Annotated in this window: 16 protein-coding genes; 6 read left to right on the top strand and 10 right to left on the bottom strand. The window is 46.0% G+C overall.

What is annotated here, in order from left to right; genetic code table 11:
* Positions 1 to 335 precede the first annotated feature (335 nt).
* Positions 336 to 1448 (top strand): sensor histidine kinase, encoded by a 1113-nt coding sequence (locus DR864_RS21940; RefSeq protein WP_114068985.1) that lies wholly within the window; start codon positions 336 to 338, stop codon positions 1446 to 1448.
* The gene (locus DR864_RS21935; RefSeq protein WP_114068984.1) at positions 1438 to 2190 is read left to right on the top strand and encodes a LytR/AlgR family response regulator transcription factor; all 753 of its coding nucleotides are present in this window, start codon (positions 1438 to 1440) and stop codon (positions 2188 to 2190) included. The genes DR864_RS21940 and DR864_RS21935 overlap by 11 nt, the downstream gene beginning before the upstream one ends.
* Before the next feature lie 72 nt (positions 2191 to 2262).
* Here the strand turns inward: DR864_RS21935 and DR864_RS21930 are convergent, their stop codons facing one another.
* Entirely contained in the window at positions 2263 to 3462 is a 1200-nt protein-coding gene (locus tag DR864_RS21930; protein ID WP_162794039.1) for a DUF6600 domain-containing protein, read from the bottom strand.
* Between the two features lie 275 nt (positions 3463 to 3737).
* Between DR864_RS21930 and DR864_RS21925 the strand changes: the two genes are divergently transcribed.
* The gene (locus DR864_RS21925; RefSeq protein WP_114068982.1) at positions 3738 to 5654 is read left to right on the top strand and encodes a M14 family metallopeptidase; all 1917 of its coding nucleotides are present in this window, start codon (positions 3738 to 3740) and stop codon (positions 5652 to 5654) included.
* Positions 5655 to 5767: 113 nt separating this feature from the next.
* Here DR864_RS21925 and DR864_RS21920 read toward each other — a convergent pair whose 3' ends face one another.
* Positions 5768 to 6481: an MBL fold metallo-hydrolase gene (locus DR864_RS21920; RefSeq protein ID WP_114068981.1), complete on the bottom strand. Its 714-nt coding sequence runs from the start codon at positions 6479 to 6481 to the stop codon at positions 5768 to 5770.
* Positions 6482 to 6758: 277 nt separating this feature from the next.
* Here DR864_RS21920 and purQ point away from each other — a divergent pair, with 277 nt between their 5' ends.
* Positions 6759 to 7445, top strand: coding sequence for a phosphoribosylformylglycinamidine synthase subunit PurQ (gene purQ, locus DR864_RS21915; RefSeq protein ID WP_114068980.1), 687 nt, complete (start codon positions 6759 to 6761; stop codon positions 7443 to 7445).
* 65 nt (positions 7446 to 7510) lie between these two features.
* Here the strand turns inward: purQ and tamL are convergent, their stop codons facing one another.
* The 5 genes from tamL to DR864_RS21890 form a co-directional block, all read right to left on the bottom strand.
* On the bottom strand, positions 7511 to 9859 hold the full coding sequence (gene tamL, locus DR864_RS21910) for a translocation and assembly module lipoprotein TamL (RefSeq protein WP_114068979.1): 2349 nt from the start codon (positions 9857 to 9859) through the stop codon (positions 7511 to 7513).
* On the bottom strand, positions 9856 to 14628 hold the full coding sequence (locus DR864_RS21905) for a translocation/assembly module TamB domain-containing protein (RefSeq protein WP_162794038.1): 4773 nt from the start codon (positions 14626 to 14628) through the stop codon (positions 9856 to 9858). Before DR864_RS21905 ends, tamL begins: the two co-directional genes overlap by 4 nt.
* A 118-nt stretch (positions 14629 to 14746) precedes the next feature.
* Complete coding sequence (locus tag DR864_RS21900; protein ID WP_114068977.1) at positions 14747 to 15484, bottom strand: hypothetical protein; 738 nt, start codon at positions 15482 to 15484, stop codon at positions 14747 to 14749.
* Positions 15485 to 15669: 185 nt separating this feature from the next.
* Positions 15670 to 16653: a pyruvate dehydrogenase complex E1 component subunit beta gene (locus DR864_RS21895; protein WP_114070410.1), complete on the bottom strand. Its 984-nt coding sequence runs from the start codon at positions 16651 to 16653 to the stop codon at positions 15670 to 15672.
* Between the two features lie 161 nt (positions 16654 to 16814).
* Entirely contained in the window at positions 16815 to 18218 is a 1404-nt protein-coding gene (locus tag DR864_RS21890) for a cytochrome P450 (RefSeq protein WP_162794036.1), read from the bottom strand.
* A gap of 219 nt (positions 18219 to 18437) precedes the next feature.
* Here DR864_RS21890 and DR864_RS21885 point away from each other — a divergent pair, with 219 nt between their 5' ends.
* On the top strand, positions 18438 to 19331 hold the full coding sequence (locus DR864_RS21885; RefSeq protein ID WP_114068975.1) for an OmpA/MotB family protein: 894 nt from the start codon (positions 18438 to 18440) through the stop codon (positions 19329 to 19331).
* A 371-nt stretch (positions 19332 to 19702) separates the two neighbouring features.
* Here the strand turns inward: DR864_RS21885 and DR864_RS21880 are convergent, their stop codons facing one another.
* The 3 genes from DR864_RS21880 to DR864_RS21870 form a co-directional block, all read right to left on the bottom strand.
* A complete protein-coding gene (locus DR864_RS21880; RefSeq protein WP_162794034.1) occupies positions 19703 to 21124 on the bottom strand; it encodes an SGNH/GDSL hydrolase family protein in 1422 nt (473 codons plus the stop codon).
* Between the two features lie 173 nt (positions 21125 to 21297).
* Positions 21298 to 21852: an REP-associated tyrosine transposase gene (locus tag DR864_RS21875; protein WP_114068973.1), complete on the bottom strand. Its 555-nt coding sequence runs from the start codon at positions 21850 to 21852 to the stop codon at positions 21298 to 21300.
* 191 nt (positions 21853 to 22043) lie between these two features.
* Complete coding sequence (locus DR864_RS21870) at positions 22044 to 22433, bottom strand: hypothetical protein (protein ID WP_114068972.1); 390 nt, start codon at positions 22431 to 22433, stop codon at positions 22044 to 22046.
* A 662-nt stretch (positions 22434 to 23095) separates the two neighbouring features.
* On the opposite strand from DR864_RS21870, the gene DR864_RS21865 reads away from it, so the two are divergent.
* Complete coding sequence (locus DR864_RS21865) at positions 23096 to 24748, top strand: S41 family peptidase (RefSeq protein WP_114068971.1); 1653 nt, start codon at positions 23096 to 23098, stop codon at positions 24746 to 24748.
* Positions 24749 to 24825 lie beyond the last annotated feature (77 nt).

Genomic DNA, 24825 nt, shown 5'->3' with positions numbered 1-24825 from the left:
TTTTTTATTTGTTTGTCGTCACGTTTCTTTTATATTGATGACGGATTCCTCCGTTTTGATGATTCAAAGTAACGTCGACTTATATTCACAAAAAAATACAATAGACCGACCGACCGTAGAATACCGATAAGGAGCGATTAATGACCGATGAGTTGCCTTTTTGGGCATAAACAAGGTACAGGAGGTGCCTTTAGAGATAAAAAATGTTCAATTATCGGTAAATATGAGTAAACTGGCGATTGCTAGAAGAAGTATGAAATTGTTTTAATAGGATTGTTGTCATTTTGAAAAAGTCGATTTGTATTCCTATCGACCGACCTAAAAAAAATACAACTATGTTACTTCTCCCAAATAGAAAAAATATAACGCTTGTCATCCATGTATTAGCGTGGGGATTGTTGGCCGCTCTGGTCATGATGCCCCCCTTTGGCGGGCGTTTTACGATGCCCGATGAGTATTGGATAAAGCAGGGCATTTTGTTGGGATTGCTCGCAGGTGCTTTCTACCTCAATGCCAAGGTTCTTCTGCCTCGTTTATTGTTTCAAAATCACTCGCTTTGGTACATCACTTCTATCGTGGGGGCCGTAATCATCATTTACTGGACGATTCAGGGGGTAGAATCTTGGCTCAACTTGCCAGAACTATGGCACAAAGCCATCCGTCCAGATCGCCCTTTTAATCCCAATCGTGGGCATCGTTTTGATATGTTTACCTTTTTGTATTCGCTGTTATCACTCGGCGTAAGTACTAGTTTAACGGTTGTGCAAAAATGGCAGAAGGATACCCAAATTCGAGAACAACTGGAACGAGAAAAAGTGGTATCAGAGCTTTCTTTTCTGAAAGCACAAATCAATCCGCACTTTTTTTTCAACACCCTCAACAACATCTACGCCCTCACCATGATGGACGTAGAATCGGCGCAAGAAGCCCTACACCGCTTATCGCGTATGATGCGCTATGTGTTGTACGAAACCAAGGAAGGCACCGTGCGACTGAGTCAGGAAATTGCTTTTTTGCAAGATTATATTCAATTGATGCAGCTCCGCTTGACCGACAAAGTCAAAGTAACTTTTGACCTGCCCGCTGCCCATCAAGACGTAGCCATTGCGCCGATGCTGCTTTTACCTTTTCTTGAAAATGCCTTCAAGCACGGGGTCAGCGCCACGCGTCCGAGCGAAATTTTCATTGGCTTGACCCAAATCGAACAAACCCTACGGGTAGAAGTTAGGAATACGCTCTTTACTGAAAAAAGGGTTACGTTAGATGAAAGTAACGGAATAGGTTTGGTCAATACGCGTCGCCGGCTTGATTTATTATATCCTAATCGGTATGCTTTGGTTATTACAGAACAAACCCCCAACGATGAGTATTTGGTAGAATTGACCCTCCATACTGCCCCACTTAAACAGCAAACGTCCACTTTAAGCCCTGCGCATTATGACGCTTAACTGCATCGCCGTTGATGACGAACCCCTCGCCCTTGGATTGGTGAGTGTTTTCATTGAAAAAACGCCTTTTCTGCATTTGGTCGGGAAGTATTCCAGCGCCATCGAAGCATTGCAGGCGTTGCATCATCAGCAGGTGGATGTGATTTTTTTGGACATTCAAATGCCCGATTTGACAGGCATTGAACTGGCAAGGGTATTGGGGCAATCACAACAAGGGGGCGCAGGTCCCCGCATTATTTTTACGACGGCTTTCAACAACTTCGCCATCGAAGGTTACAAAGTAGATGCCTTGGATTACCTGCTCAAACCGTTTAATTACGAAGAATTTTTGCGGGCAGCCACCAAAGCAAAAGCCTATTTTGAATTAATCAATCGCCCAGCACCCACGGCGGCTCCCGCCACAACCGCGCCAGAACCCGAAGAAGACTCGCTCTTTTTGAAGGTAGAATACCAATTGGTGCGCGTATCGTACAATGATATTCTGTACATCGAGGGGCTAAAAGATTACGTAAAAGTCCATTTGCAAAGCACCACGAAGCCCGTTTTATCACTAACCAGCCTCAAAGCCCTCGAAGACCGACTTCCCGCCCGTAAGTTTATGCGGGTACACCGATCATTTATTGTTTCGTTGGATAAAATCACTTCACTGACCCGTAACAACATTCAGATCGGCAACGTTACGATTCCCGTCAGCGACCAGTACAAAGATACCTTCACGCAGTTCTTAAATAAATGGACGTAAACCAGGGCTTTTATACTCCGATTTACGTCCATTATTATTTAACCTTACTTCGATTTTCCTAAAAAGCTGTCCTTAATTTCTGCGTCTACCACTACCTTCAGTTGAGTGCTCTGGCGCATTCCGCTGCTCCTGAGTTCTTGGCTGGGCCGACTCACGGTTGCCGCGAGAGGGTGATTGCTGCCGAGGCTCCGCAGTGCGCTGCTGTGGTTGGGGAGCATCATTGTTTCTGCGTTGCGGCAAATTTTCGCGACTTTCGTACGAACGCTGCGGGGCCTGCTCCCGATTATTGGCCCGAGGCTGTTGATTTTGGTTTGAGCCGTTGTTGTCCGACCAAGTCCGTTGGGCATTGCCACGCTCGGGAGCCGTATACGGTCTGTCATCTTGGCGCGGCTGCGGATTGTTTGGCCGCTGCTCACGTCCTTGGTTATAGTTGTCATAACGATCACGTTCGTTGCGTGATACCCGGTTGTCATAGCGCGGAGATTGGTTTCGACGGTCGTTGTCGTTCCACTGTCCTCGGTCATTGTAATTGGGCCGCGAGTCGTATTGGCGATTATTACCGTTGCCACGCGCATAACTGCGGCCCCGTCCCTGACGATAGAGATCATCGGCCCGGTACACATTGATACGATTGCGCGTTATACGCTCGATATCATAGCGTTGTGGGCCATATACATAGGCTCGGTTGTTGTAACGATAATAGTTGTTGAGATAAGATGTTCCACCGTAAATAACGCCGATTCGGTTGCGCGGTACGCAGTAACTGTACACACGCGGGCTTCGAATGTAGATATCAGGAACAAAGACCCAATAATTATATGGAATATTGATGTTAATATTTATATCTATTCCCATCCCAGGACCCAAAGGTGCCCAGCCGTAATATCCTCCACCTGAGCGCCAAGATACCCAAGCTGGCCCCCACTCATCGCCCGGAATCCAAATCCAGCCGTAGTAATCATCAAACAGCCAACGGCCATAGTGGAAAGGTGCCCAGCCCCATTCGTAGTCTGAAACCCAAGTATTGCCGTATTCCGTCATTTCCCAATGTCCATCGGTGGCATAAGGCTGAAAATCTTGCGATACGCGCGGCCGCCACACCTGCCCATACGACGGATTGTCCATCCAATCGCCGTAGGGAGAGAGTTCATTATAAAAGTCCTGCCGCGAAATACCCACCCCGGGCTGGGCAAGAACATTGCTCGGAAGGGTCAACCCGATGGCCAGCACAAAGAGCAGGCAAGCGGCGTGTATTTTATGGATTGTTTTCATGACATTTCTTTTGGTTAAATGAAACTTCCCTCGGTCGTTGACGTACATTTTGGCGACGTAGTTCAGTTACAAATGAAACGAAATTTTCCCCAATTCTATTTCAATTGGGGGCCCCTAAACACGAGGATTAACAATCATTAACCAACGCCCTTTTTTTTAAAAAAAATTACTCCATTCAAGACTACGCCCGGAAGATAAATTTTAGTAATATCAGCCTGAAAATTAAGCCCTTAAAACCAAATAGTATTTTACACTTTTTTCCTATTCCTTTTTTTATGAAAAAACCCTTTATACTGCTTCTATCGCTGTTTATGTTGGCAAATGCCGCCGCCCAGAAACCCTATTACGGTGAGCAAAAATGGCCCGAACAAGACACGGCCAATAAGTTCTACACCGTCAAAGGTGAGCGGCATGGCGTTAGCTTTTTTAAGAAACATTATTTTAAAGATGTGGAATATCAACCCAGCAATAAACTGGCATTTGACGTTTATCACTCACCCGATGTAATGTACCACTGGTACCGAAAATGGGCCGCCCAATATCCCGACATCGTAGACCTTTACGAAGTAGCAAAAAGCTACGAGGGGCGGCCTATCCTGCAAATGACCATTACCAACAAAAAAACGGGCAAACATACCGACAAACCCGCGGCTTATTTTGAGGCTGGCCGGCACAGCGGCGAGGTAACGAGCAGCGAAGCCATTCTCTGGCTGACGCAGCATTTACTCGAAAACTACGGTAAAGATGCGTCCATTACCCAACTCGTTGACACCAAATCCATTTATCTGCGTCCTGAAAATAACCCCGACGGGTCTACGATGTACCTTTTTACGGCGCAACGTAACCGAAGCACCGTGCGGCCCAAAGACGATGACCGCGACGGCCTGCTCGACGAAGACCCCGAAGAAGACCTCGACGGCGACGGGGTTATTTATCAAATCCGAAAAAAAGCCGTTACCAAAGCCGAAAAAGAAAAAGCCGATTATACCCTCGACCCCCGCGACCCGTCGGGGCGCTTGATGAAACGCGTCTTGGAGGGCAAGGGCGATTGGCTGGTTTACACTGAAGGCATTGATAACGACGGCGACGGCAAATACAACGAAGACGGCATCGGCGGCTTAGACAACCACCGCAATTACCCCGAAAATTGGCGACCAGACCAAGGCGGCGACCTCACGGGGCGCGGCTACACTCAGGGTGGTGCGGGCGAGTACCCGTTGAGTGAAATTGAAACGCGCTCCACGGTTTTGTGGTTGCTGGCTCATCCTAACATCTCGGTCGTCAACTCGATGGATACACGCGTGCCGATGCACCTGCGCCCGCCGTCAACTTCCAAAAGTGCCGAAAGTATGTTCCCCGCCGATTTGGCGATTTATAAACACATGGACAGCGTGGGATTAGCTTTTACGGGTTATCCTTGGGCTGGCGACGTGTATGATACCTACGCCACCCGCAGCAAAACCGACCGCACCACCGGCGACCCCACCAAGCCTCAACCCTTGTTTGGCCACGGTCCTGATTTCGGTTATTTTTATTACGGCTCGGTATGGTACGGTGATGAACTTTGGAACGGCGGTGCCATGAAAGATTACAACAAAGATGGCGCTTACGATGAGTACGACGGTCTCATGTGGGACGACGAAGCCAACAAAAAAAATGGCTTCAAACCCTGGACAAAACTCATCCACCCCGTATTGGGGGAAGTAGAAATTGGCGGGTTTCACCCTAAATTTTTTGCGCAAAATGGCCCCGCGTGGCAGTTGGAAAACTGGATTGCCAAACAGTCAAAATTCAATTTAGCGATGGCCAAAGAATTGCCCCAAATTGACCTCAAAGACGTGAATGTGAAAGCCCTAGCCAACAACGAATACGAAATAAAAGTAACGTGGAGCAATTCAGGAAAGCTGCCCGTCGCGCTGGAGCAGGCCAAATTGGTCAAAATAGTGCAGGAAGACCGCGTTACGCTGGACTTTGACAAGGCATTACTCAAAGGCTACGAAGACGCAAAAGTAACTATCACAGAACCTACCTTATTTGACAAAACGATTTACACTGGCTACACCAAGGTTGGTGAACAAAAAGAAGCCGTTTTTAAAGTAAAACTCAACCAAAAAGGCCCCGTCAAGGCAAAAGTGAAGCTTTCTTCTACCCGAGGCGGTTACAAAGAGAAAGAAATTGTTCTGGGGAATTAGCAAAATCCTCGTCTCTCAAAAGCGAACTGATTGACGTAAAGCTGCAGAGAATGGGGAAAATCTGTCTAACAAATGGTTGTCGAGGCCGTCAAAATGGATTCGACAACCATTTGTTATCGCCATTGCATCAAGGCCGCATTCAGCACTTCTTCCACACGCCGACGTGGCTTGTGAAAATAAACCATGCCGTGGCCCGGCAACATAATATCGGTCTCTATTTTGGCAAACCGACGTAAAGAAGCGGTATAGATTTTTTTGTCGAAGTCAATGGAGCCACTCCACCCAAAATCGCCACTCAGCAAGGTGCCAATTACATCTCCGCTGATGACGATTCGCTTTTGCTCCCACGTAAACAGATAGGCTGTGCAACCCATGCTGTGGCCAGGCAAGTGCATCACCTCAATTTCTACACCCAATAGATTACGTCGTTGTTTATCCACCAAAATTTGGTCTACTGTAACGGGCTGAAAGGTTTTATGGTACAAATAGCCGCAGCAGCGCTCGTCGCCTGCCGCAATGGCCTCGGCGGTTTCGGCCACGGCCATGATTTTTACGCCTCTTTTTTTGAGAATATGCGCACCTCCAGCATGGTCCAGATGCGCGTGGGTCAGGAGGCAATATTGGATTTCCTCCGGCGCCAGATCCCAATAGCGCATATTATGGAACATCTGCTCGATGGTTTCACCACATCCACAGTCAAACAGGATTAGCCCTTGTGGGGTTTTTAGCACGTATGCGTTTCCATCGTTCCATAACGCCCCAGGTTGGTCAAACGTAAGCCCGTTAAGGTCGCCGCTTACCTGAAAAAGATTTTTCAAAATTTGCATAGATACTATTTTGTTAACAAAGACCCGAATTGGGATATTTTACCGCTTTCAAAAAAATATCCACAATGACCCGCAAATGTTTGTACAAATGTTGCGCTTCCACGCGGCGGATTGTTCCGAAGCTTGTTGGATTTTACGCCCGTTTATCATTCGATTTTTAGGGGGCAATTTTTGTTTTCTTTAAAGTTAGCTGAAGTTTTGTTACCAATACCGCCTCTAAAACCCTAACTTTGCAGCGGTAAGTCAATCAAACATCCGCTCAATACTTCCTATATCTATGAAATTCGGCGTAGTAGTTTTTCCCGGTTCCAATTGCGACGATGATACTGTCTATACATTACGGGTCAATTTAGGCCAAGAAGTGGTAAAACTTTGGCACAAAGACCACGACCTTCAAGGCTGTGATTTTGTGATTCTTCCCGGAGGTTTTTCCTACGGCGATTATTTGCGCACTGGCGCTATTGCCCGTTTTTCTCCCATCATGAATGAAGTCATTGCCCACGCCAATCGCGGCGGGTACGTCATGGGCATCTGCAACGGTTTCCAGATTGTAGCCGAAGCAGGATTGGTTCCGGGGGTACTGTTACGCAATAGCTCACAACGCTACATCTGCCGCAATATTTACTTGAATCCACAAAGCAAATCCACGATTTTGACGGGCGGTTTGGACCGCTCAGCCTATAAAATTCCGATTGCCCACGGCGACGGACGTTATTTTGCCGACGAAGACACCCTCAAAAGCCTCAACGACAACGACCAAGTGCTGTTCCGTTATTGCGACGAAAACGGTCTCATCACCGAAGCCGCCAATCCCAACGGTAGCTTGGAAAATATCGCGGGCGTAACCAATGCGGGTAAAAATGTATTTGGAATGATGCCCCACCCAGAGCGCGCCTCCGACCCTGCCTTGGGCAATGCCGATGGCCGTTTTATACTGGAGCAGCTTTTGGCCGTAACGGCATAAACCTCCTTTTTTCCAAGCAAAAAGCGCGAATGTGGCTCACATTCGCGCTTTTTGCTTGGAAAGTATCAGAAAGAATAACCAACGGCAATGTTAAACACTAAATTTTCTTTTCGCCACGGTTTGCTTCGTAAATCAAATTGATTGAGCACCCACCGCTCGTTTTCGGGAAGCCACGGCTTTCGAAACGGCACCGCTAAGTCGAGGCGTAAGAGCACAAAAGGGGTAATAATCCGTAGCCCGATTCCTCCGCCAACGGCTACTTGTTTGTAAAATTGGTTGGTAAACACCGCATTTTCTTCGGGCGTATAAAACGAATCATCGTAATTGCGGTACATCCAGATATTACCTGCGTCGGCAAACATCGCGCCTTCAAAATACTCACTGATTCGCAAACGCAGCTCACTGTTTGCCTCCAAACGAATATCTCCGAAGGCCACGTTCCCAAAAATATTGGTGGTAGCCGTATCCAATTTATAACTTCCTGGGCCCAGCGTTCGCGCCCGAAACGCCCGTATCCCGTTTGTTCCACCCGCAAAATACTGCTTAAATTGCGGCAACGACAATGAATTTCCGTACGGAATCCCCAATCCAATCAAAAGGCGATTTGCCCAGCGGAGCTTAGGGCTGACATTGCGATAATGGCGAACTTCCGCGTCAAAACGGGCGTATTGTTCGTAAGGAATGCCAAACACTTGCCCCACTTCTTCGCGGCGTTTGGCTATCAATCCCGCCACATTCCCAGCCAAATCAACCCCACCCGTTATGACAAACGTATTTTTACTTAATGGCTTTGGGGTAGGCGTGTAAGCAATGTTGTATTGGGCCCCTAAAATGAGCCGATTTTCCAGAATTTTAAAGTAACGTAGCAAATCCTGTTGTTTAGTAGCGGGGTCGATAATCAGATTTAAAAACGCTTCTCCGTCAATAATCTTTGGTTTCACCACGTTCAGGGCAATCGGCAAAAACGTGTGCTCTATCTGGGTGTTTTTTCGCCAACTATACCCCCAGTTCAATTTAATAGATGTTTGACGATAAAGCCCCTGCTGGGTTAACTGTTCAAAACCAGTTGTAAGGGTGGTTTTGGGCAATGTTTGGTTTTTATCGGGCCGTACTTTATAAAACGGTAACACAAATCGTGGGAACGATAGCTCCGCTTCAAAACTCGTACGGTAGAAATTTCTTACTTTCGAAGCAGTATCACTTCGGCCCCCTATCTGCAAATCTAAACCCGCATTGGCGGTAAGGCGCAGCTGCTCGGCCGCGCGAAAAAGATTCCGATTGAGCCAAGTCAGCCCCACCTGTGCCCCTGCTAAGTTGTTTGACTTCGTCACCCCACTAAGTTCGGCGCGGAGGGTTTTCTTTTTCAGGGGAGTGAGGTAATAATACACATCCAACAAGGCCGAGTCTGAACGGGGCAGCAATTCAAATTGATTTTTTACAAACTTAAAATTTTTGAGGTTAATAAGCCGCGAGAGCGAGACATCATGCAATTCGCTGTTGTAGAGCGTTCCCTTCCGAAATCCAATGGCATCATAAAAAATACGCGGACGGTAGGCATGAGCGGGGTCGATAATCCTGATGTTGCCCCGTCGTCCAGTCACCTCGGCTAGTGTATCACTTTTGAGGCGGCCATTATCCGAAATGACGTAAATATTTTGAATAAAGTACCTTTTCAGGGCCAACTGCGTCGTATTAGGCTTTAGCTCTACGTACAAACGCGTCTGGTGATTATTAAGATTTGTATCGGCCTTTACAATCAGATAATCGGGTCGAAAGTAGTAAAATCCGTGTTTTTTTAGTTCGCGCTCAATGCGGTTACGCTCTTCTTCGATAGCCGTCAAACGGTAAGGAGCACCTTCTTTCAAAAGCGTATTTTTTTGGGTCAATTGCAGATTTTTAGAGAATACGGAGCTGTCTTTAGTGATAAATTCAACCGTTTTAATGGTGTACCGTTTTCTTAACCCCACCGTATAAACGGCCTTGGCTCGGCGTTTAGTTTCGGTCATTTCGCCCGAAGCCGTCGAACGAAAATAGCCTTCATTGTTCAAATAATTCGTAATCACCGCACTGTTGGTCGTAACCGCACGCTTGCTAGCAAAAACGGGCGACTCCCCGAAACGTTTCCGAAACCATCCCCGGAAACTCTTTTCTTTTTTGGGCTCTCCCAGAAAATAATACAGCCAAACTTTATAGGGGAACCCCAACAACATGCTGTTGGGTTGGGGCCGCAAGATGGGTTCAAGCTCGGCTTTAACCGTTTTAGCTGTCTTGGCCGATACGTTGGAATCAGGCGCCATTTTCACCTCTGCTCCTACGTACAGGCTCTCGTTGGGCGGCAGATAGCGCGAGACCGAACAGCCCATAAAAAAACTGGACAGGAGTACGAGAAGTATACAGCTAAATCTAAACGTCATTTTTTAAACATTTCTTTCAATTTGTCGTAATCTAACACTACCGCAAAACTCACGCCCGTTTCTACAATAAACCCTTCCAATACCGCCTGATACTGGTTTTTTCGGTAGGCCCGAAAAGCATAGCGTCCATCCCGGGTCAGGTTATAATTTACATTTACATTGTCAATGATTTCGGTGGAACGAGCCGCTCTTGCGCCGCTTTCGATTTCAAAATTACGGCCTACATTGACCGTGAGGCGGTCATCCATAAAGGCTTTACTCAAACCCACGTTCAGGTCAGTTTGGGCAGCAGTACCCGTGTTGGTCGAAACAGATGTAGAATTGAGATTGAAATCCAATTTTACGCCTTTAATCAAATCAGAAGCCAACATATTGAGTTGGTCGGTCAGCAGTTTACTCACGCTTTCGCGGGCAATCAGCTCCGGATTCACACTCGAAAAGAAATCGGATGATTGCTCTCCCGAAAATTTATTCAGCACCAACAACGAAAACACTTGTTTGTTCATGGCCGCCTGATTCTGTTGAAGTTCTGTAAAAACTCCATCATTTTCTATTCTAGAAACTTCATCTGCCGACATTCTCGTTTTATCGGGCCGAATATCAAAAGTGATTTGGGGTTTTTCCAAACTTCCCTGCATTTTGAGTAATACCTGAAGGGGAAGTTTCTTGTTTTTATAATCTGCATCATTCGGAACAATCGGCGTCAATTCAGCTGTAACGGGATACACCGCCGTGATGTCTACGTCGGCTTTCATCGGGTCGCCAGTCCAAATCAAACGGCTTCCTTTTTGAATGGTAAAACCGCGTTTTAGAATCTCAAACGTGAGGTCATAGGAGCCTTGGGTTATTTCGTACAAACCTAAAATAAAGACCTGACCACTTGGCGAAATCCCCGCGTTGAGCTGAGCATTACCCCTTACTTTTAGGTTATCGCCGTTCAGTTCATCCACCACAATGGTGAGTTGCGAGCGGTCGTCAGCTTCGAGGTTGAGCGAGATTTCGGAGGCAAAATCAATGGGAGCCGATTCGATAGCACTCGAATCCACCACGGCGGGTTTGTTGGGGTTAATAAATTCAACAATGCCTTCCGTGGCATTTTCTCCAAAATTATCATCGGGCAAAATAACCGTAATATCACTCCCTTCTTTCAGTTTTACGGAGCCATCAATAGCGGGTTTTGAACCCACCCCCGCCACGTGCAGGTTGGCGTCCACGATTCCGTTTCCGTAGAAAAACTCATTTTCTTTCCGAGTAGCATTAAGCACCGTAAAATCTTTTCCGACGATATTTAGATCGTACGAAACATCAGGAATTTTGGCAATGTTGACTTTGCCGTCAATCTGTAACGGACGGTTGGCAGTATCGCTTACCACAAATTTTTGCAGTAAAATGTCCGACCCTTTAAACTGCAAACGGCTGTTGTTGATACGGTACGTGGCGCCTAATTGGGTTATGTTAAACGACACACTGTCAAACGCAACACTGCCGTCGATTTGAGGTTTGTCAATTGCCCCTTTGATGGTGGCTTTGCCCGCTAGCGAACCACGCGTACGCCGCAACTCCCCAAGGCTAAAGGCTTCTACGGTTTGCATTCCCATTCGACGAATGTCCAACGTTAAATTCAGCGGTGTTTTACTTTTGAGTAAGTAGTTTCCGCTCAATTTCACATCGTTTTGGGCACTTTTGAGCGTGGCTTCGGCCACAATATTATCAGCCGACTGATTGGCGGCTTTGGCATTCAGGTTGCCGATAAGGATATCCATCACCGTCAAATCACGAATGGAAAAGTCGCCCGTAAAAGCAGGGTTTTCCTGTGTATAATTCTGCAAAATAACGTTACCCGCTAGTACCCCGCCCATAAGCGTAGAATCGGCCATAATACCCACCAAAGGGCGTAGATTAAGGCTATCCATTTCGATTCTCAGCGGGCCATTAGGTGTATCGGTCAGGCTGTTCACAAAAAGTCGCTGTCGATTTTGGTTAATGGTAAATTTCCTGGCCAATAGCCCGTCTTTCCCGAACTGCACATAACCCGTGGAATCGGCGGTCCAATTTTTATAATCAAGCAACAGCCCCCGCCGCCGTAATTGCAGGCGATAGTTATTGTCAATCGAAGCCAGTACACCCTCCATTCCGTGGCGGTCTTTATCTAACGAATCTTTGAGAACTAAGTTAAACCCAACGATATTGTTGGTGATTTCGCCATTCAGGTACGTGCGTCGAATGTTGGTCGTTCCCGACGTTACTTTATCAACGTAAGCGGCATAATTGGCTTTATTTTTGGCCCCGTCTACGTTAATAGTGACCCGTTCTACCAACGTACTGTCGTATTCTATCAGCGGTGCTTGTAGTTTCAGCCGGAGGGTGGTGTCCTGTTGACTGTTTAATTGCATTGAAAACCGTACCGTGTCCATCCGTGTCAACTCAGGCACAAATGCCTTCAAGGCGGCGTGGTTGGCTACTTTTCCTTCCAACGAAAAGCGATATGGCTCCGCGATGGGCTTGTATTGAATGGCGGGCAGGGCAAAGTAACGATTGATTTCGGTCAATAAAATATCGGCAAGTTGCTCATACCGAAACACCCCCGTGGCCCGGGCTTTGAGGAAGGGGGCATCAATGACCGCCAATCGTTCTCCATTCTCGTTTTCGAGGTTCAACGACAGGGTTTGCAAGGCAATCTCTTTCCCATCCTGAATCAACACCCCGTCTTGAATCAGCAACGTTCCGCGCGGGTCGGCGGGGTTGGTGGAAGGAAAAACAGCGTTTATTTTACCACGAATCCCGAGGTTTTCACTGTACAGATTGAGGGGTTTAAGTCGTAGTTCATCAATATCCGCTTCCGCCGATATCACGGGATATTCGGGCCGCAAATCAGCCTGAATTGTGAGACGTAAGGTAGCGTTAGGGTCGGCGATGGCGGCGACAAAATCGGCTACCTGCTGACGATACGTACCTTCAAGATTCAGATTTTGGTAGGTATATCCTTTGACATCCGCGCTCAAAACCGTGCCTTTCAGTACAGCCTGCAAGGTTTTTGGGTCAATCCCCTGCCCATTGACGGTTGCCGTCAACGAAAGTTTCCCGAGTTGTTCGGGTGGTTGTTTCAGCAGTTTTCCGGCGTTAAAATCTTTTAGAACTAGGGTTCCCTGATAGCCTTCATTTTTACCTCTGACAAAATTTTTCAGATTCCCTTCAAACGTCGCGTCGCCCATATCGGAGGCCAAACGGGTGTTCAGATTAAGGTCATTCAGGCTGCCTTTAACGGTACCCGTCAGCAGTAGCTTCGCGGGAATCTCGATGGAAGCAGGCAGAGCATCTTTGGGTGCAATACGTTCAATATCGGCCCGGGTAGTAGAAAATTCGCCGATTTTTAAATCTAAGGCCATTTTTTGAGGGTCGGGCAATCCCGCAATTTTCCCCTCCATGCGCAGGTGAGTTCCTTGTAAGGTTTGCACATCGACAGCCTTCAGGGTTAATTGATTGACCTTGCCCGTCACTATGCCATTTACCTTGACAATGGCCGTTGGATTGCGGTCAAAAGGTGGCGTTTTTCGGAGGGTAGGCATCCAAGTCAACACATCTTTAAAACTGATTTGGCTGTTTTGCAGGTTCACATCTAGGCCTACATTTCCGATATTATCGGTCAATTCATCCAGCGAACGGTAACGTAAAACGGCCCGATTCCGAAGAATGGTTTCGTTGGTTTGGATAAACAGATTTTCGAGCGAGGTTTGAGTAGTAGAGTAAACAAAATCGGTTTGCACCTGATGCAATACAAAGCCCCTTTTCTCCACCATACTTGCCGATTTCAACTTTCCAGCAGCACGTTCGGGGGTAAAGACAAAATTTTCCAGCTGCGTATTAAATTGGCTTATGTCTACATTCAGGCTCTCGGTTCGGTACGCCAAGTTTGTATTTTGTACCCCTACTTTTTTGAGCGAGACCGCCAGTTTATCCAAATGAATGTAGTCACTTTCCAAATCCAACTGCCCAATTTTACCGCTTGCTTTCAGCTTTTGGGTCTCGTCGTTGTAGATAATTTCATAATTTTTAACCTGAATTTTCCCCAATTTAAAATCCAATGAATCGGCAGAATTGATTGTTACCAAACTGTCCGTCCCAGGTTTTGCAGGCCGAAGCGGGGTGTACATTCTCACTGTAGCCTTGCCGGCATTCAAGACCGTATTGGTCAAATGATACCGATTGTAGGAAGGATTAAAGGCCGAAAAATTTACGTTTGATTCTTCAATCCAAAGAGCCGCGTCGGTTCCGATGATGGCATCGCGGTACGATACTCTTACATTTTTGAGTTTGAGGGCATCCAATCGCATATCCAGCGGTGCTGACGCGGTATCGGGCTGGCTATCAGGACTACTAAATGCGTGCGTAACGAATCCAAAATTGAAAGTAGTATCGGGTAAAGTACGATGAACGTTGAGGTATACATTTTCTAGCTCAATATTATTAATGCCCACTTTGTTTTGCATCAACCCCCACACGTCCAAGTCCACAAATACCCTTTTGCCCATCAGCAGGGTATCTCGCTGTTTATCTTCCAGATAAATATTTTGCAACTCTATCCAGTCGGGCAACTGAAAACGCACCTGCGCGATTTCAACGCGGGTCTGAAGTTTTTGGCGCAGATACGATACCACACGACGCGTAAGCCAGTCTTGTCCCGACCCTGTTTGCAGCCAAACGATGACTGTTCCCAAAACCAATAACAACCCAATGAAGGCCAGAAGAACTATTTTGCCTACTTTTCTCAAACTGGTATGGCGATGCTACCACGCGGGTGGTACGGTGTTTAATCACTTCAAAAGTATGTGTTTGAGTGATGGCCTGATTTATAAACCACGCCATCACTGAAACGGTTCTTTGCACCTTTTATCTTGCAAATGTATTATCTGAAATTGTTGGGTTAAACTCCATGATGGTTGTGACTTTTACGGGCTTTTTATCAATACTGCTCACGTACGTGGACTCCGAAGGGTACGAAATGCCGTAAGTAGACTTGGCGTACTGGGTATGGTCGCGGGTTTGCACCTCGCGGGTGGGCAGCGTCAGTTTTTCCCGAACCAGTAAGCCCGTTGCCACGTCAAAATACAAGTTGTATTTTACTCCTTTTCCTTCCATTTCTACTTGGTAGGCGGGTTTTCCGTTTACTTGCTCCGTGCCTACGACCGTAGCGATGTAGCCTTTTTGGGTATAATTGCTGAAAGGCACCAACAAGTCGCCTAGCTCACGACGCATATTTTCGCGTTCTTTTTCACTCAAATCGCTCGTTTGAAACTGAGTGACTTTGTCGCGGCTACCGATGGGGATTTTCACCCATCCATCCGTTCCTTTGATTCCGTAAATAAAATCACGTTTCATGATGGTACGGATTTTAGACAACGCCTGCTGAGACAACGACCCCTGTACTACTAAGTCATAATCATTGGCCGTTCCTGCGCGATAGGCCTGTTTGATGTTGTAAGTCTGTACGGCATCCCAAAGGGCTTTTCCGCCCGTAGCACTGTAGAAGTTATTAAAGATTGTATCGACGGGAACGGCACCCGTTTGGGCGTTCAGCCCCGCTTGGGCCAAGATTACAATCAGGAAAGTTTTTATGAATTGTTTCATTGTATGAAAAATTGATTATTCGATTGAATAACTCCAAAAATAGCAGTTTTATGATAGGAATTTTATTAAAAAATCATGCCAAACAAAAAAAGCTCCTCGAAAGGAGCCTTAAAAAAATGAGAAATTAAACGTCGGAAGAACGAGTCTATCCCCTTTAACTCTTGACATTTAACGGTTTTTTAGATTTAACTACGATACATAACCGCCTTCACCGCGTCGATGGTGCGCTTTACGCTTGGCAAGGTTGCTTCTACCAACGTAGGCGCGTACGGCAACGATACATCCATATTGTTGACCCGAATCACGGGAGCATCCAAATAATCGAATGCTTTGCGTTGAATCATGTAGGTTAATTCAGTAGCAATAGACGACAACGGCCAAGCTTCTTCAACCACCACGCAACGATTTGTCTTTTTTACCGAATTAATAACCGTATCATAATCAATCGGGCGCACCGTGCGAAGGTCAACGAGCTCGGCATTAATGCCCATTTTTGCCAATTCTTCGATGGCAGGATTCACCACGCGTGGAATCATCTTCCCAAACGATACAATGGTCACGTCCGTACCTTCTTTTTTCACTTCCGCTTTACCCAACGGAATAATGTATTCTTCTTCGGGCACTTCTCCTTTGTCTCCGTACATCAACTCTGACTCCATAAAAATAACGGGGTCATTATCGCGGATAGACGCTTTCAGCAGCCCTTTTGCATCGTATGGATTGGCCGGAACGACTACTTTCAATCCAGGCGTATTGGCGTACCAGTTTTCAAAGTTTTGAGAGTGTTGCGCTCCCAACTGACCAGCGTTTCCGGTCGGACCGCGAAACACAATCGGGCAGCTGTATTGACCCGCCGACATCGAAAGAATCTTAGCCGCTGAGTTAATCACTTGGTCGATGGCAACCAACGAAAAGTTGAACGTCATAAATTCCACGACGGGACGTAAGCCGTTCATTCCAGCTCCCACGCCAATCCCAGCAAAACCCAATTCGGCAATGGGCGTATCAATGACCCGCTCAGGTCCGAATTCATCAAGCATCCCTTGACTTACTTTGTAGGCTCCGTTATATTCGGCGACTTCTTCACCCATCAAAAACACGCTCGCGTCGCGGCGCATTTCTTCAGAAAGGGCCTCACGCAAGGCTTCACGGAAAAGTATTTGTCTCATTGTATATGATGTAAAATTCAAATTTGGGTTGAAAACGGGCGTAAAAATAGGAATTTTTTGTAAAATCGACTCATAAACCTTTCCTCCAATTCGCGAAATTCGTTTGCGCACGCTGACAGGCTCCTCCAAGCTCAATAATTGGCCAATTATTTTAAAGCTTTCTAGTTGACTTCCAAGCGACTAAGTGCCTTTATATTCATTTTTAAGGCTTTTTTAGGTCGTAAGGTAACCAGTGGGTCGGCCACGGCATCCTTTCTCTCTACGAGCAAAAAATCAAACTTTCGCACCAATAAGGCTAGTACAATCTGCATTTCCATCAATGCAAAATTATTGCCTACGCACATTCTGGGGCCACCTCCAAAGGGAATATAAGCATACGTGGGGCGTTGTTTGACGTTTTCGGGCAAAAAATGGTCGGGGTAAAATTCGTGAGGCTTTTGCCAATGCAACGGGTCGCGGTGAAGCAAATAAATCGGTAGCAGTAGGTAGGTATTGGGCCCAATAGGATGACCGCTCAATTGGTCTGCTCCCAACGCCCTTCGCCCCATCACCCACGCTGGCGGATACAGACGCATCACTTCCTGCACCACTTGAAAGGTATACTTCAGTTCGCGCACATTTTCAAACGTCGGCATTCCTTCTTCGCCCAATACTGTTTTTACTTCTTCCCGAAGTTTATGGAGAACGTCACCATTTTTTGTCAGCAAATAAAATGCCCAAGACAGGGCATTTGCGGTGGTTTCGTGGCCCGCCATAAAAATCGTCGTTACCTCATCCCTCAACTGCTGGTCGGTCATGGTTTCTCCCGTTTCCTCGTCTTGTGTATGGATCAACATATCCAGCAAATCGTTGTACCGAACCTCGGGATTGTGTTTTAGTTCTTGGCGGCGACCTTCGATAATGCTGTAAATAACCGATTCTACTTTTTTTACCGCCCGCTTGAACCGCAAATTTCGCGGTATGGGAACATACAATGGAAGACGAATAAAACTTTTGAGGGTGTTGTCCGCAAAGTGCATAATCTCGTTGAGTGATTCCGAAATGCCGCCCAAGCGGTGTTTCACATCGGTACTAAACAGCGCTTGGGTCACAATTTTCAAAGTCAGGTTGAGCATCTCTTCCGACATATTCAGGGTTTCGGTCTTCTCGTGTTGCTCCCAACGCTGTACCAAGTTCGTCACTTCATCATTCATCATCGCCACCATCAACGCCAGCCGCTGTTTGTAGAAAGCAGGCTGGGTCAGTTTGCGTTGGCGTCGCCAAAAATCGCCTTCGCTGGTCAACAGACCATTACCCAAAAATATGGCCAGTACTTTATACGCTTCGCTTTTATGGTAATTGCGGTTGTTTTCTTGCAATACGTGCTTGGTATCTTCTGGATTCAGCACTAAGATAAAATCACGGTTCACTAAATTTAGTCTCACTAAACCTGCCCCTCGAAACTCTTTTTGCATTTTTTCAAGAAAGCCTAAAGGGTTGCGCACAAATGCCGATGTATTTCCAAAAAAGGGACTTTTTTTAGCTTCGGGGATAGTACTTAGTGCCGATTTAGAGTAATTCATCATAATAGTACGCATGATTGTAGTGCAAAGTATATTGCTATATCCTTCTGATATATCATTTTCCTTGCCTATCTTTGTGACGTTTTTTTGAACTTTTCCTAAAAAGTGTTCTTTTATGTCAAGTAAAAAAAGCAAAAAAAGTGTTTATGTATTTAATTAAAGACAACACCGTTGTTAATTTCTAACCTTAAATTTAACCATTCACCTCAAACCTCATAATCAATGAGAAAGATTATTTTATTTTCCCTGTCTGTATTATTATTCGCATCTTGTAACAAAAAACAATTAGCTCAACTGACCAAAGATAAAGCTGAACTTCAGGCTCTTCTTGACAAGAATAAGGCTGATTGTGACGCACTTAGTGCAAAACTTAAAAATGACATCAGCGATTTGAGCAATCAAATCAAGATGAAAGATGGTGACATCACCAACGAGCGGGCCAAATTGAAAGCGATGGAAGATGAGTTGGCTTACTTGAAGCGTACAAACACCAACTTATTAGATCGTCTTTCTGACCTCTCTATCGTCAGCAAAGATGGCGCCGAAAGCATCAAGAAATCATTGGATGCCCTCAACCGTCAGAGCTCTTACATCCAAGATTTGAATTCAAATCTGCGCCGTAAGGATTCGCTTAACTTGGCCCTTGTGATGAACCTCAAGCGTTCATTGGACAATGTGAGCGACGAAGACGTAAACATCGAAGTGAAAAAAGGAGTGGTTTATATCTCTCTTTCCGACAAAATGTTGTTCAAATACGGCAGCTACGACATCACTACCCAAGCTGAAAACGTGTTGAGCAAAATTGCTAAAGTCGTAAACGACCGCAAAGATTTTGACATCTTGGTAGAAGGCCATACCGATAGCGTACCCTACAGCAGCGCTTCTGTGTTGGAAGACAACTGGGATTTGAGCGCAAAACGCGCTACTTCGGTAGTACGTGCCCTCCAGAAAAAATACGGTGTAGCTCCTGAGCGCATGACCGCTGGCGGCCGTGGCGAGTTTGTGCCTAAAGTAGCAAACGACAGCAGCCAAAACCGCAGCCGTAACCGTCGTACCGAAATCGTTATTTTGCCAAAATTGGATCAATTCTTCCAATTGTTTGACTCAGGCAAATAAGGTTTCGTAAGAAATAATTTCAGAAAAGGAGCGGTGTCTTTCGGGGCATCGCTCCTTTTTTTGGTAGAAAGTACATAACTCAAGTGTTAGATAGAGTAAAGATAAAATTGATATGGATAGCTTTTATAGTCTATTTTAGAAGGTTTGGCAAAACCAGAATCGATGCCAATATACACGTAAGCATCTGACTACAAAGCAATTGTATCACAAAAAGAGGTTGGCGGTGAGAACACCACCAAGGGCGTACTGCCTGGCTATCTGCCACACGGGCATTTTGTTGTGCAACTGAGGCCGAAAAAACGGCACAAAGTAGTATCATTAGAATACGTGATTGCATATTCAATAGAAGTTAATAAGAAGTTTGAGGTAATTTATTTTCCTAAAAAGAAACGGGTTTGTAACAGCGGTATGTCCAACCCGTAATGCCGGTTGAGGGTTTTGATGACCTCATTGGCGATAACGGCCTGCCCGAAAGCGGTGGGATAGACCCCATCGGCCGAAAAGAAATTTCCTCCTTTGGGCCAAGCGGCATTCACCGCCACCCTGTCGTCGGTCACATATCCCCCCGCCTGAATGCGTTTGTAAAGGCTATACATATCGACCACTGGCCAACCCGTATCTTTGGCCGCCGTGCCGATAAAATAGGTATTGTAAAACTTTGGCGACATCATTTGCTGTTCGCTGTTAAAATCATTGCCCGAGATCACATCGTAGGTAGTCAACACCACTTTCCCTCTCACATCAGGTTTCAATTCGCCTTTCAATACTTTTTCGGTTGTGGGCGTGGGAATCAAACGATGCAACCCAGGGTCATAGGAATCTTGCCCTACAAACAGATTGAGCCCTGACTTTCTGACCATCTCAGCGGTGATTTGATTGAAATAGGGAAAATCCAGCACTTCGGGCACATTCAGTATTACCCCTTTGTGTTGTTTCTTGGCCAAACTGCGCGCCAGTTCGTATTCGGGTGTGAAATAATAAGGCAACTGCCCTCCACCTGCAAGCCCCCCCGCACCCCTGGCCACAATTCTGTATGTATCATCCATACCAAACTCAAAGATGAACAAATCGGCCTTTTGATCGTTGACCCAATCCGTGGGTTTGGCGTATTTGGCCTTGATATCTGCACTCACCGCCCGATCCACATATTTGTAATATTTAAGCTCATCAGAGGGATACCGAAAGAATTGCAGCCCTTTTTGAATTTCTGGGAACGCCAGTTGGTCAAGCTCCACTTTGTCTTTATCTCCAAAATCCGTGTAGGCTGTTTCCCCGTTGCGCTGAATTACCCCTAGATTATTGGTCACCATGTTGAATTTTACCAAGGGTCCTGCTGTGCCCGCCACGGTCTTGTAACCCGTGCCGTTGCCTTCCGCTTCCGAAAACAGCGATTGTACAAACGATATACCCATCTGTCGGGCAATCAAATTAGGGAAAGCCGTCAGCTGCCCTTCCCGATACAGGCCGCCGTCGCGAAAACCCGCCGACAGCGCGCCCCCCACTGAAACCAGTCGAAACTTACCCGCTTCTTTCTGAATTTTACTCAAATCGGGCGCTTTCGCAGGTTTTTCGGGCAACACGTCTTTGTCTGGTTTTACTTTGACAGTCGTATCACCAGCGTTGAATAACCCCAGCCAGCTGTTCTCTACTTTGATGGCTTCTACCAGCGTAGGCGACGAGGGAGTGATGGATGGGTCTATTTCTTCCCCAATCTCGGTGACGTTCGGCGTACAGGCCATGCAGTTGGACAATATTAAATAGCCAAGAATGGCGGTGTAAAGTGGTTTTGTCATGGTTGTATTCATTTTATACTTTAATATTCATCTGACTTTTCGCCCCAATAGGGAGCTATGCATTCCCTTGACCGTGGTCTGTGTCTTCCCTTGTTGTGGGTAGTGTTCGGTAGAACACTGCGCACTCGAAATAAATAGCCGTTTGCAACGGCTCTAACAAGCCTCTACTATTATCAAATTAGATCTGCCTCTAAAAGCCCTTTTTGATTGTTCATGTAATCTCGTGCTGATGAATACCTGTACTCCCACGATTCATCTACTATACCTACCTTTACGGGGTTTTCATGAATATAAGCTAATTTTTGATCAATGAATTTATTACTGCTTAATTCAATAGGGTGGTTTTCTTGTTGCCAGAATTGGTAGGTGGTATTTTTAGAATTATTCTCTCCTGCTTGACGAAACAACCATAAAAGCCAATCTCGGCGGCTTTCAGGTTGTTCTTTATCTTCAATAGCTGCAATGATTTGTTTTGAAGTGAACTTTTTGAAGTCTCTCAAAACGTCTGATGGGTGAACGCCAAATTTTGTAGAAATTATTAAATGCAGGTGATTGCTCATAATACACCACGCATGAATGCGTAAACCTTTTTCTTTTTGACAATACCGTAGGCTTTCTAAAACAATATCAACGTAGCTACTTCGAGTAAATACATCTGCCCATTGTACGGTTGCAAAAGTTACGAAACAGAGCCCTTCTGGGTTTTGTATTCTACGCGCAAATGCCATGCTTTTTACGGTTATGTTTTAGTTTTTTAACTTGGTCGGGCCGTCGCAGACGGCTTTTTATTTTTAGTACGCAGTGTTCAAAAGAACACTACGCACAACGGGGGTTGATATTTTTGAGCGATTAGTCGCCCCCCCCCATAGAGTAAAAATAAAAGACAAAATATTACTGTATTTTTCATTCTGGCAGTTGTTTAGTCAATTTTTTCAATTTTGTCAATAACAATATAAGGAGAGGAACCCACACCAAAAGTAGTGCAAGCATCACAGTTGAATATTCGCCCCCAAATGCGGTATTTAAAAGGCTGGGGCTTTCCTCTTACATAGGTATTTTCATAAGTGGAAAACTTTTCAAGTTGAAAGGGACACAGCAGGGGAGCATCGCCACCTTCTATAACAAACCCAGCACTTTGGTATAAATCAGCGCGAGCATTTTTCACGGTTTTCATGTACTTGTATCGTAGATCTTCGGGTCCACAGGAAGTGGGGTCTTTTTTTCCACAACTCACGCTCATCAGCAGCACGGCGGCGGTGTAGAGAGTCCAACGTCTCCAAGGGCTTGATTTTCTTGCTGGGGTGTTCATATTTTTAATGGTTTAAGTGATAAAACGATTGATAGACTGAAAAAAAACATTTTTAATGGCTCCATAAATGTGATGGTTTGAGGGTGAATAAATAATTACTGGTTCATCAAAAAACAGAGCGTTTCAAACGAGGAGTAAATTCAAAAAAGGGTTGGCGGTGAGAGCACCACCCAAGGCGAAAACGACGTCAATACTGGCTTTGTGGCTGTCATCAAAAAATCGCCTGCCAAACATACCTCGCCAACAAACCAAAGTCAATAGCTACTGAGAAAAGTCCAAAGTATGTACCCTTGATAAATCATCCATCAGCCTAAGGCCGAAAAGGGATACAAAAGCACCGCGAAATCACATTAAAGCCCGGTGAATCCTACCAAACTGCGGTTGAACTCAACGGGTAATAACGCAAAAAATATACCTGAGCGCATTCTTAACGGAAATTACTATACGTCAAAAAAACATCAAAAATCTCCATTCTTGCTCTGCACAGAGGGGTGAGTTTCAACAAAACGGCTGTAAATTATCTTTTTCAACAAGCGATGTCTTTCGGGGCATCGCTCCTTTTTTTGGTAGAAATACATAACTTCATCGTTGTTTTTCGTTACTTTACAACACAAGATTCAGAGACAACCTGCCATAAACTTTTCTTACGATTCATCCCAACCATGAAACACCTCCGCAAACTCACCTTAGCCGCCGTTTGTATGATTGGCGTAGGATTCTTTGCCTTTCGCCCCGACGAACGTTTTTTTGAAATCGCCCGTAATCTCGACATTTACGCCACGCTGTTTAAGGAGTTGAATCGCTATTATGTAGACGAAATCAACCCCAATCGCCTAACCAAGATGAGCATCGAATCCATGCTCAAAAATTTGGACCCTTACACCAACTTTTACGCCGAAGACGAAATCGAAGATTATCGTACCATGACCACGGGCCAGTACACGGGCATCGGCGCCATCATTACGACCAATAAAGGCAAAAACATCATTTACTCCATTCTGGAAGGTTCTCCTGCCGAAAAAGCGGGGCTTCACATCGGGGATGAAATCGTAAAAATTGACGGGGTAGATCTCACCACCCGCAAAGATGCCAACCCCGACAAATTGATGAAAGGTCAGGCCAACTCAACCGTAAAATTGGCCGTACGCCGCGTAGGAAGCCCTTCACTTCTCGAAATGAACGTAACCCGCGAATTTGTTAAAACGGGCAATGTGCCTTACTACGGCATGTTGACCGATGAGGTGGGTTATATTGACTTAAAAGATTTTAACCAAACCGCCGCCCGGGAAGTCAAAACTGCCTTGGTAGAGTTGAAAGGAAAAGGCATGAAAAAACTGGTGCTCGACGTGCGCGAAAACCCCGGTGGTTTGCTTGACCAAGCGGTATTGATTTGTAATTTATTTATCCCGAAAGATGCAGAAGTAGTATCGAACCGTGGTAAAGTAACAGAATGGAACAAAACCTACACCGCGCCAATGGCCCCCGTTGATACCGAGATTCCGTTGGTGGTGTTGGTCAATGGCCGCAGCGCTTCGGCCTCCGAGATTGTGTCGGGCGTGATTCAGGATTATGACCGTGGGGTGTTGATTGGACAGCGTACGTACGGTAAAGGATTGGTCCAAACCACCCGCGATTTATCTTACAACACCAAACTAAAAGTAACCGTTGCCAAGTACTACATTCCGAGCGGCCGTTGCATTCAGGCGATTGATTACAGCCACCGCAACGACGACGGAAGCGTAGGCAAAATTCCTGATTCACTCAAAGTAGCGTTTAAAACCCGCAATGGTCGCACCGTATACGACGGCGGGGGCGTAGAGCCTGATGTTCCGACGGAGTTGGTCAGCCGTACATCTATCGTTAACAGCCTCAACAGCAAAGGGTTGTTCTTTGACTACGCACTCAAGTACCGCGCCGACCATCCCACCGTCAAGCCCGCCAAGGAGTTTGAATTAAGCGATACCGACTATCAGGGATTTGTGAATTGGCTGAAGGATAAAGAATACGATTATACTACGCAGGTAGAAAAAGACCTGAGCGAGTTGGAAGCATCGGCCAAGAAAGAAAAATATTTTGACGCGGTGCAGGAGCAATTCAAAGCCCTGAAAACCAAACTTACGCACAGCAAAGACACCGATTTAGCGATGTTCAAAAAAGACATTAAGCAGGTATTGGAGCGCGAAATTGTTTCGCACGTGTACCTTCAAAAAGGGGAGCGTGAGTTTGTATTCCGCACCGACCCCGAAGTAAAAGCCGCCTTGGATTTATTCAAAGATATGCCCCGCTACGACAAAATTTTGAAAGGCACGAAGTAGGGGCAGGCCTCGCCGTCTGCCCTCTAGTTGCGGCTCTAGTTGCGTCTGCCCTTGCACAAAAAAAGGCAGCTATCGTT

Origin of the sequence: Runella rosea (assembly GCF_003325355.1) — a bacterium.
GTDB classification, from domain to species: Bacteria; Bacteroidota; Bacteroidia; order Cytophagales; family Spirosomataceae; genus Runella; species Runella rosea.
This window is presented reverse-complemented; position numbering and strand designations above follow the sequence as displayed.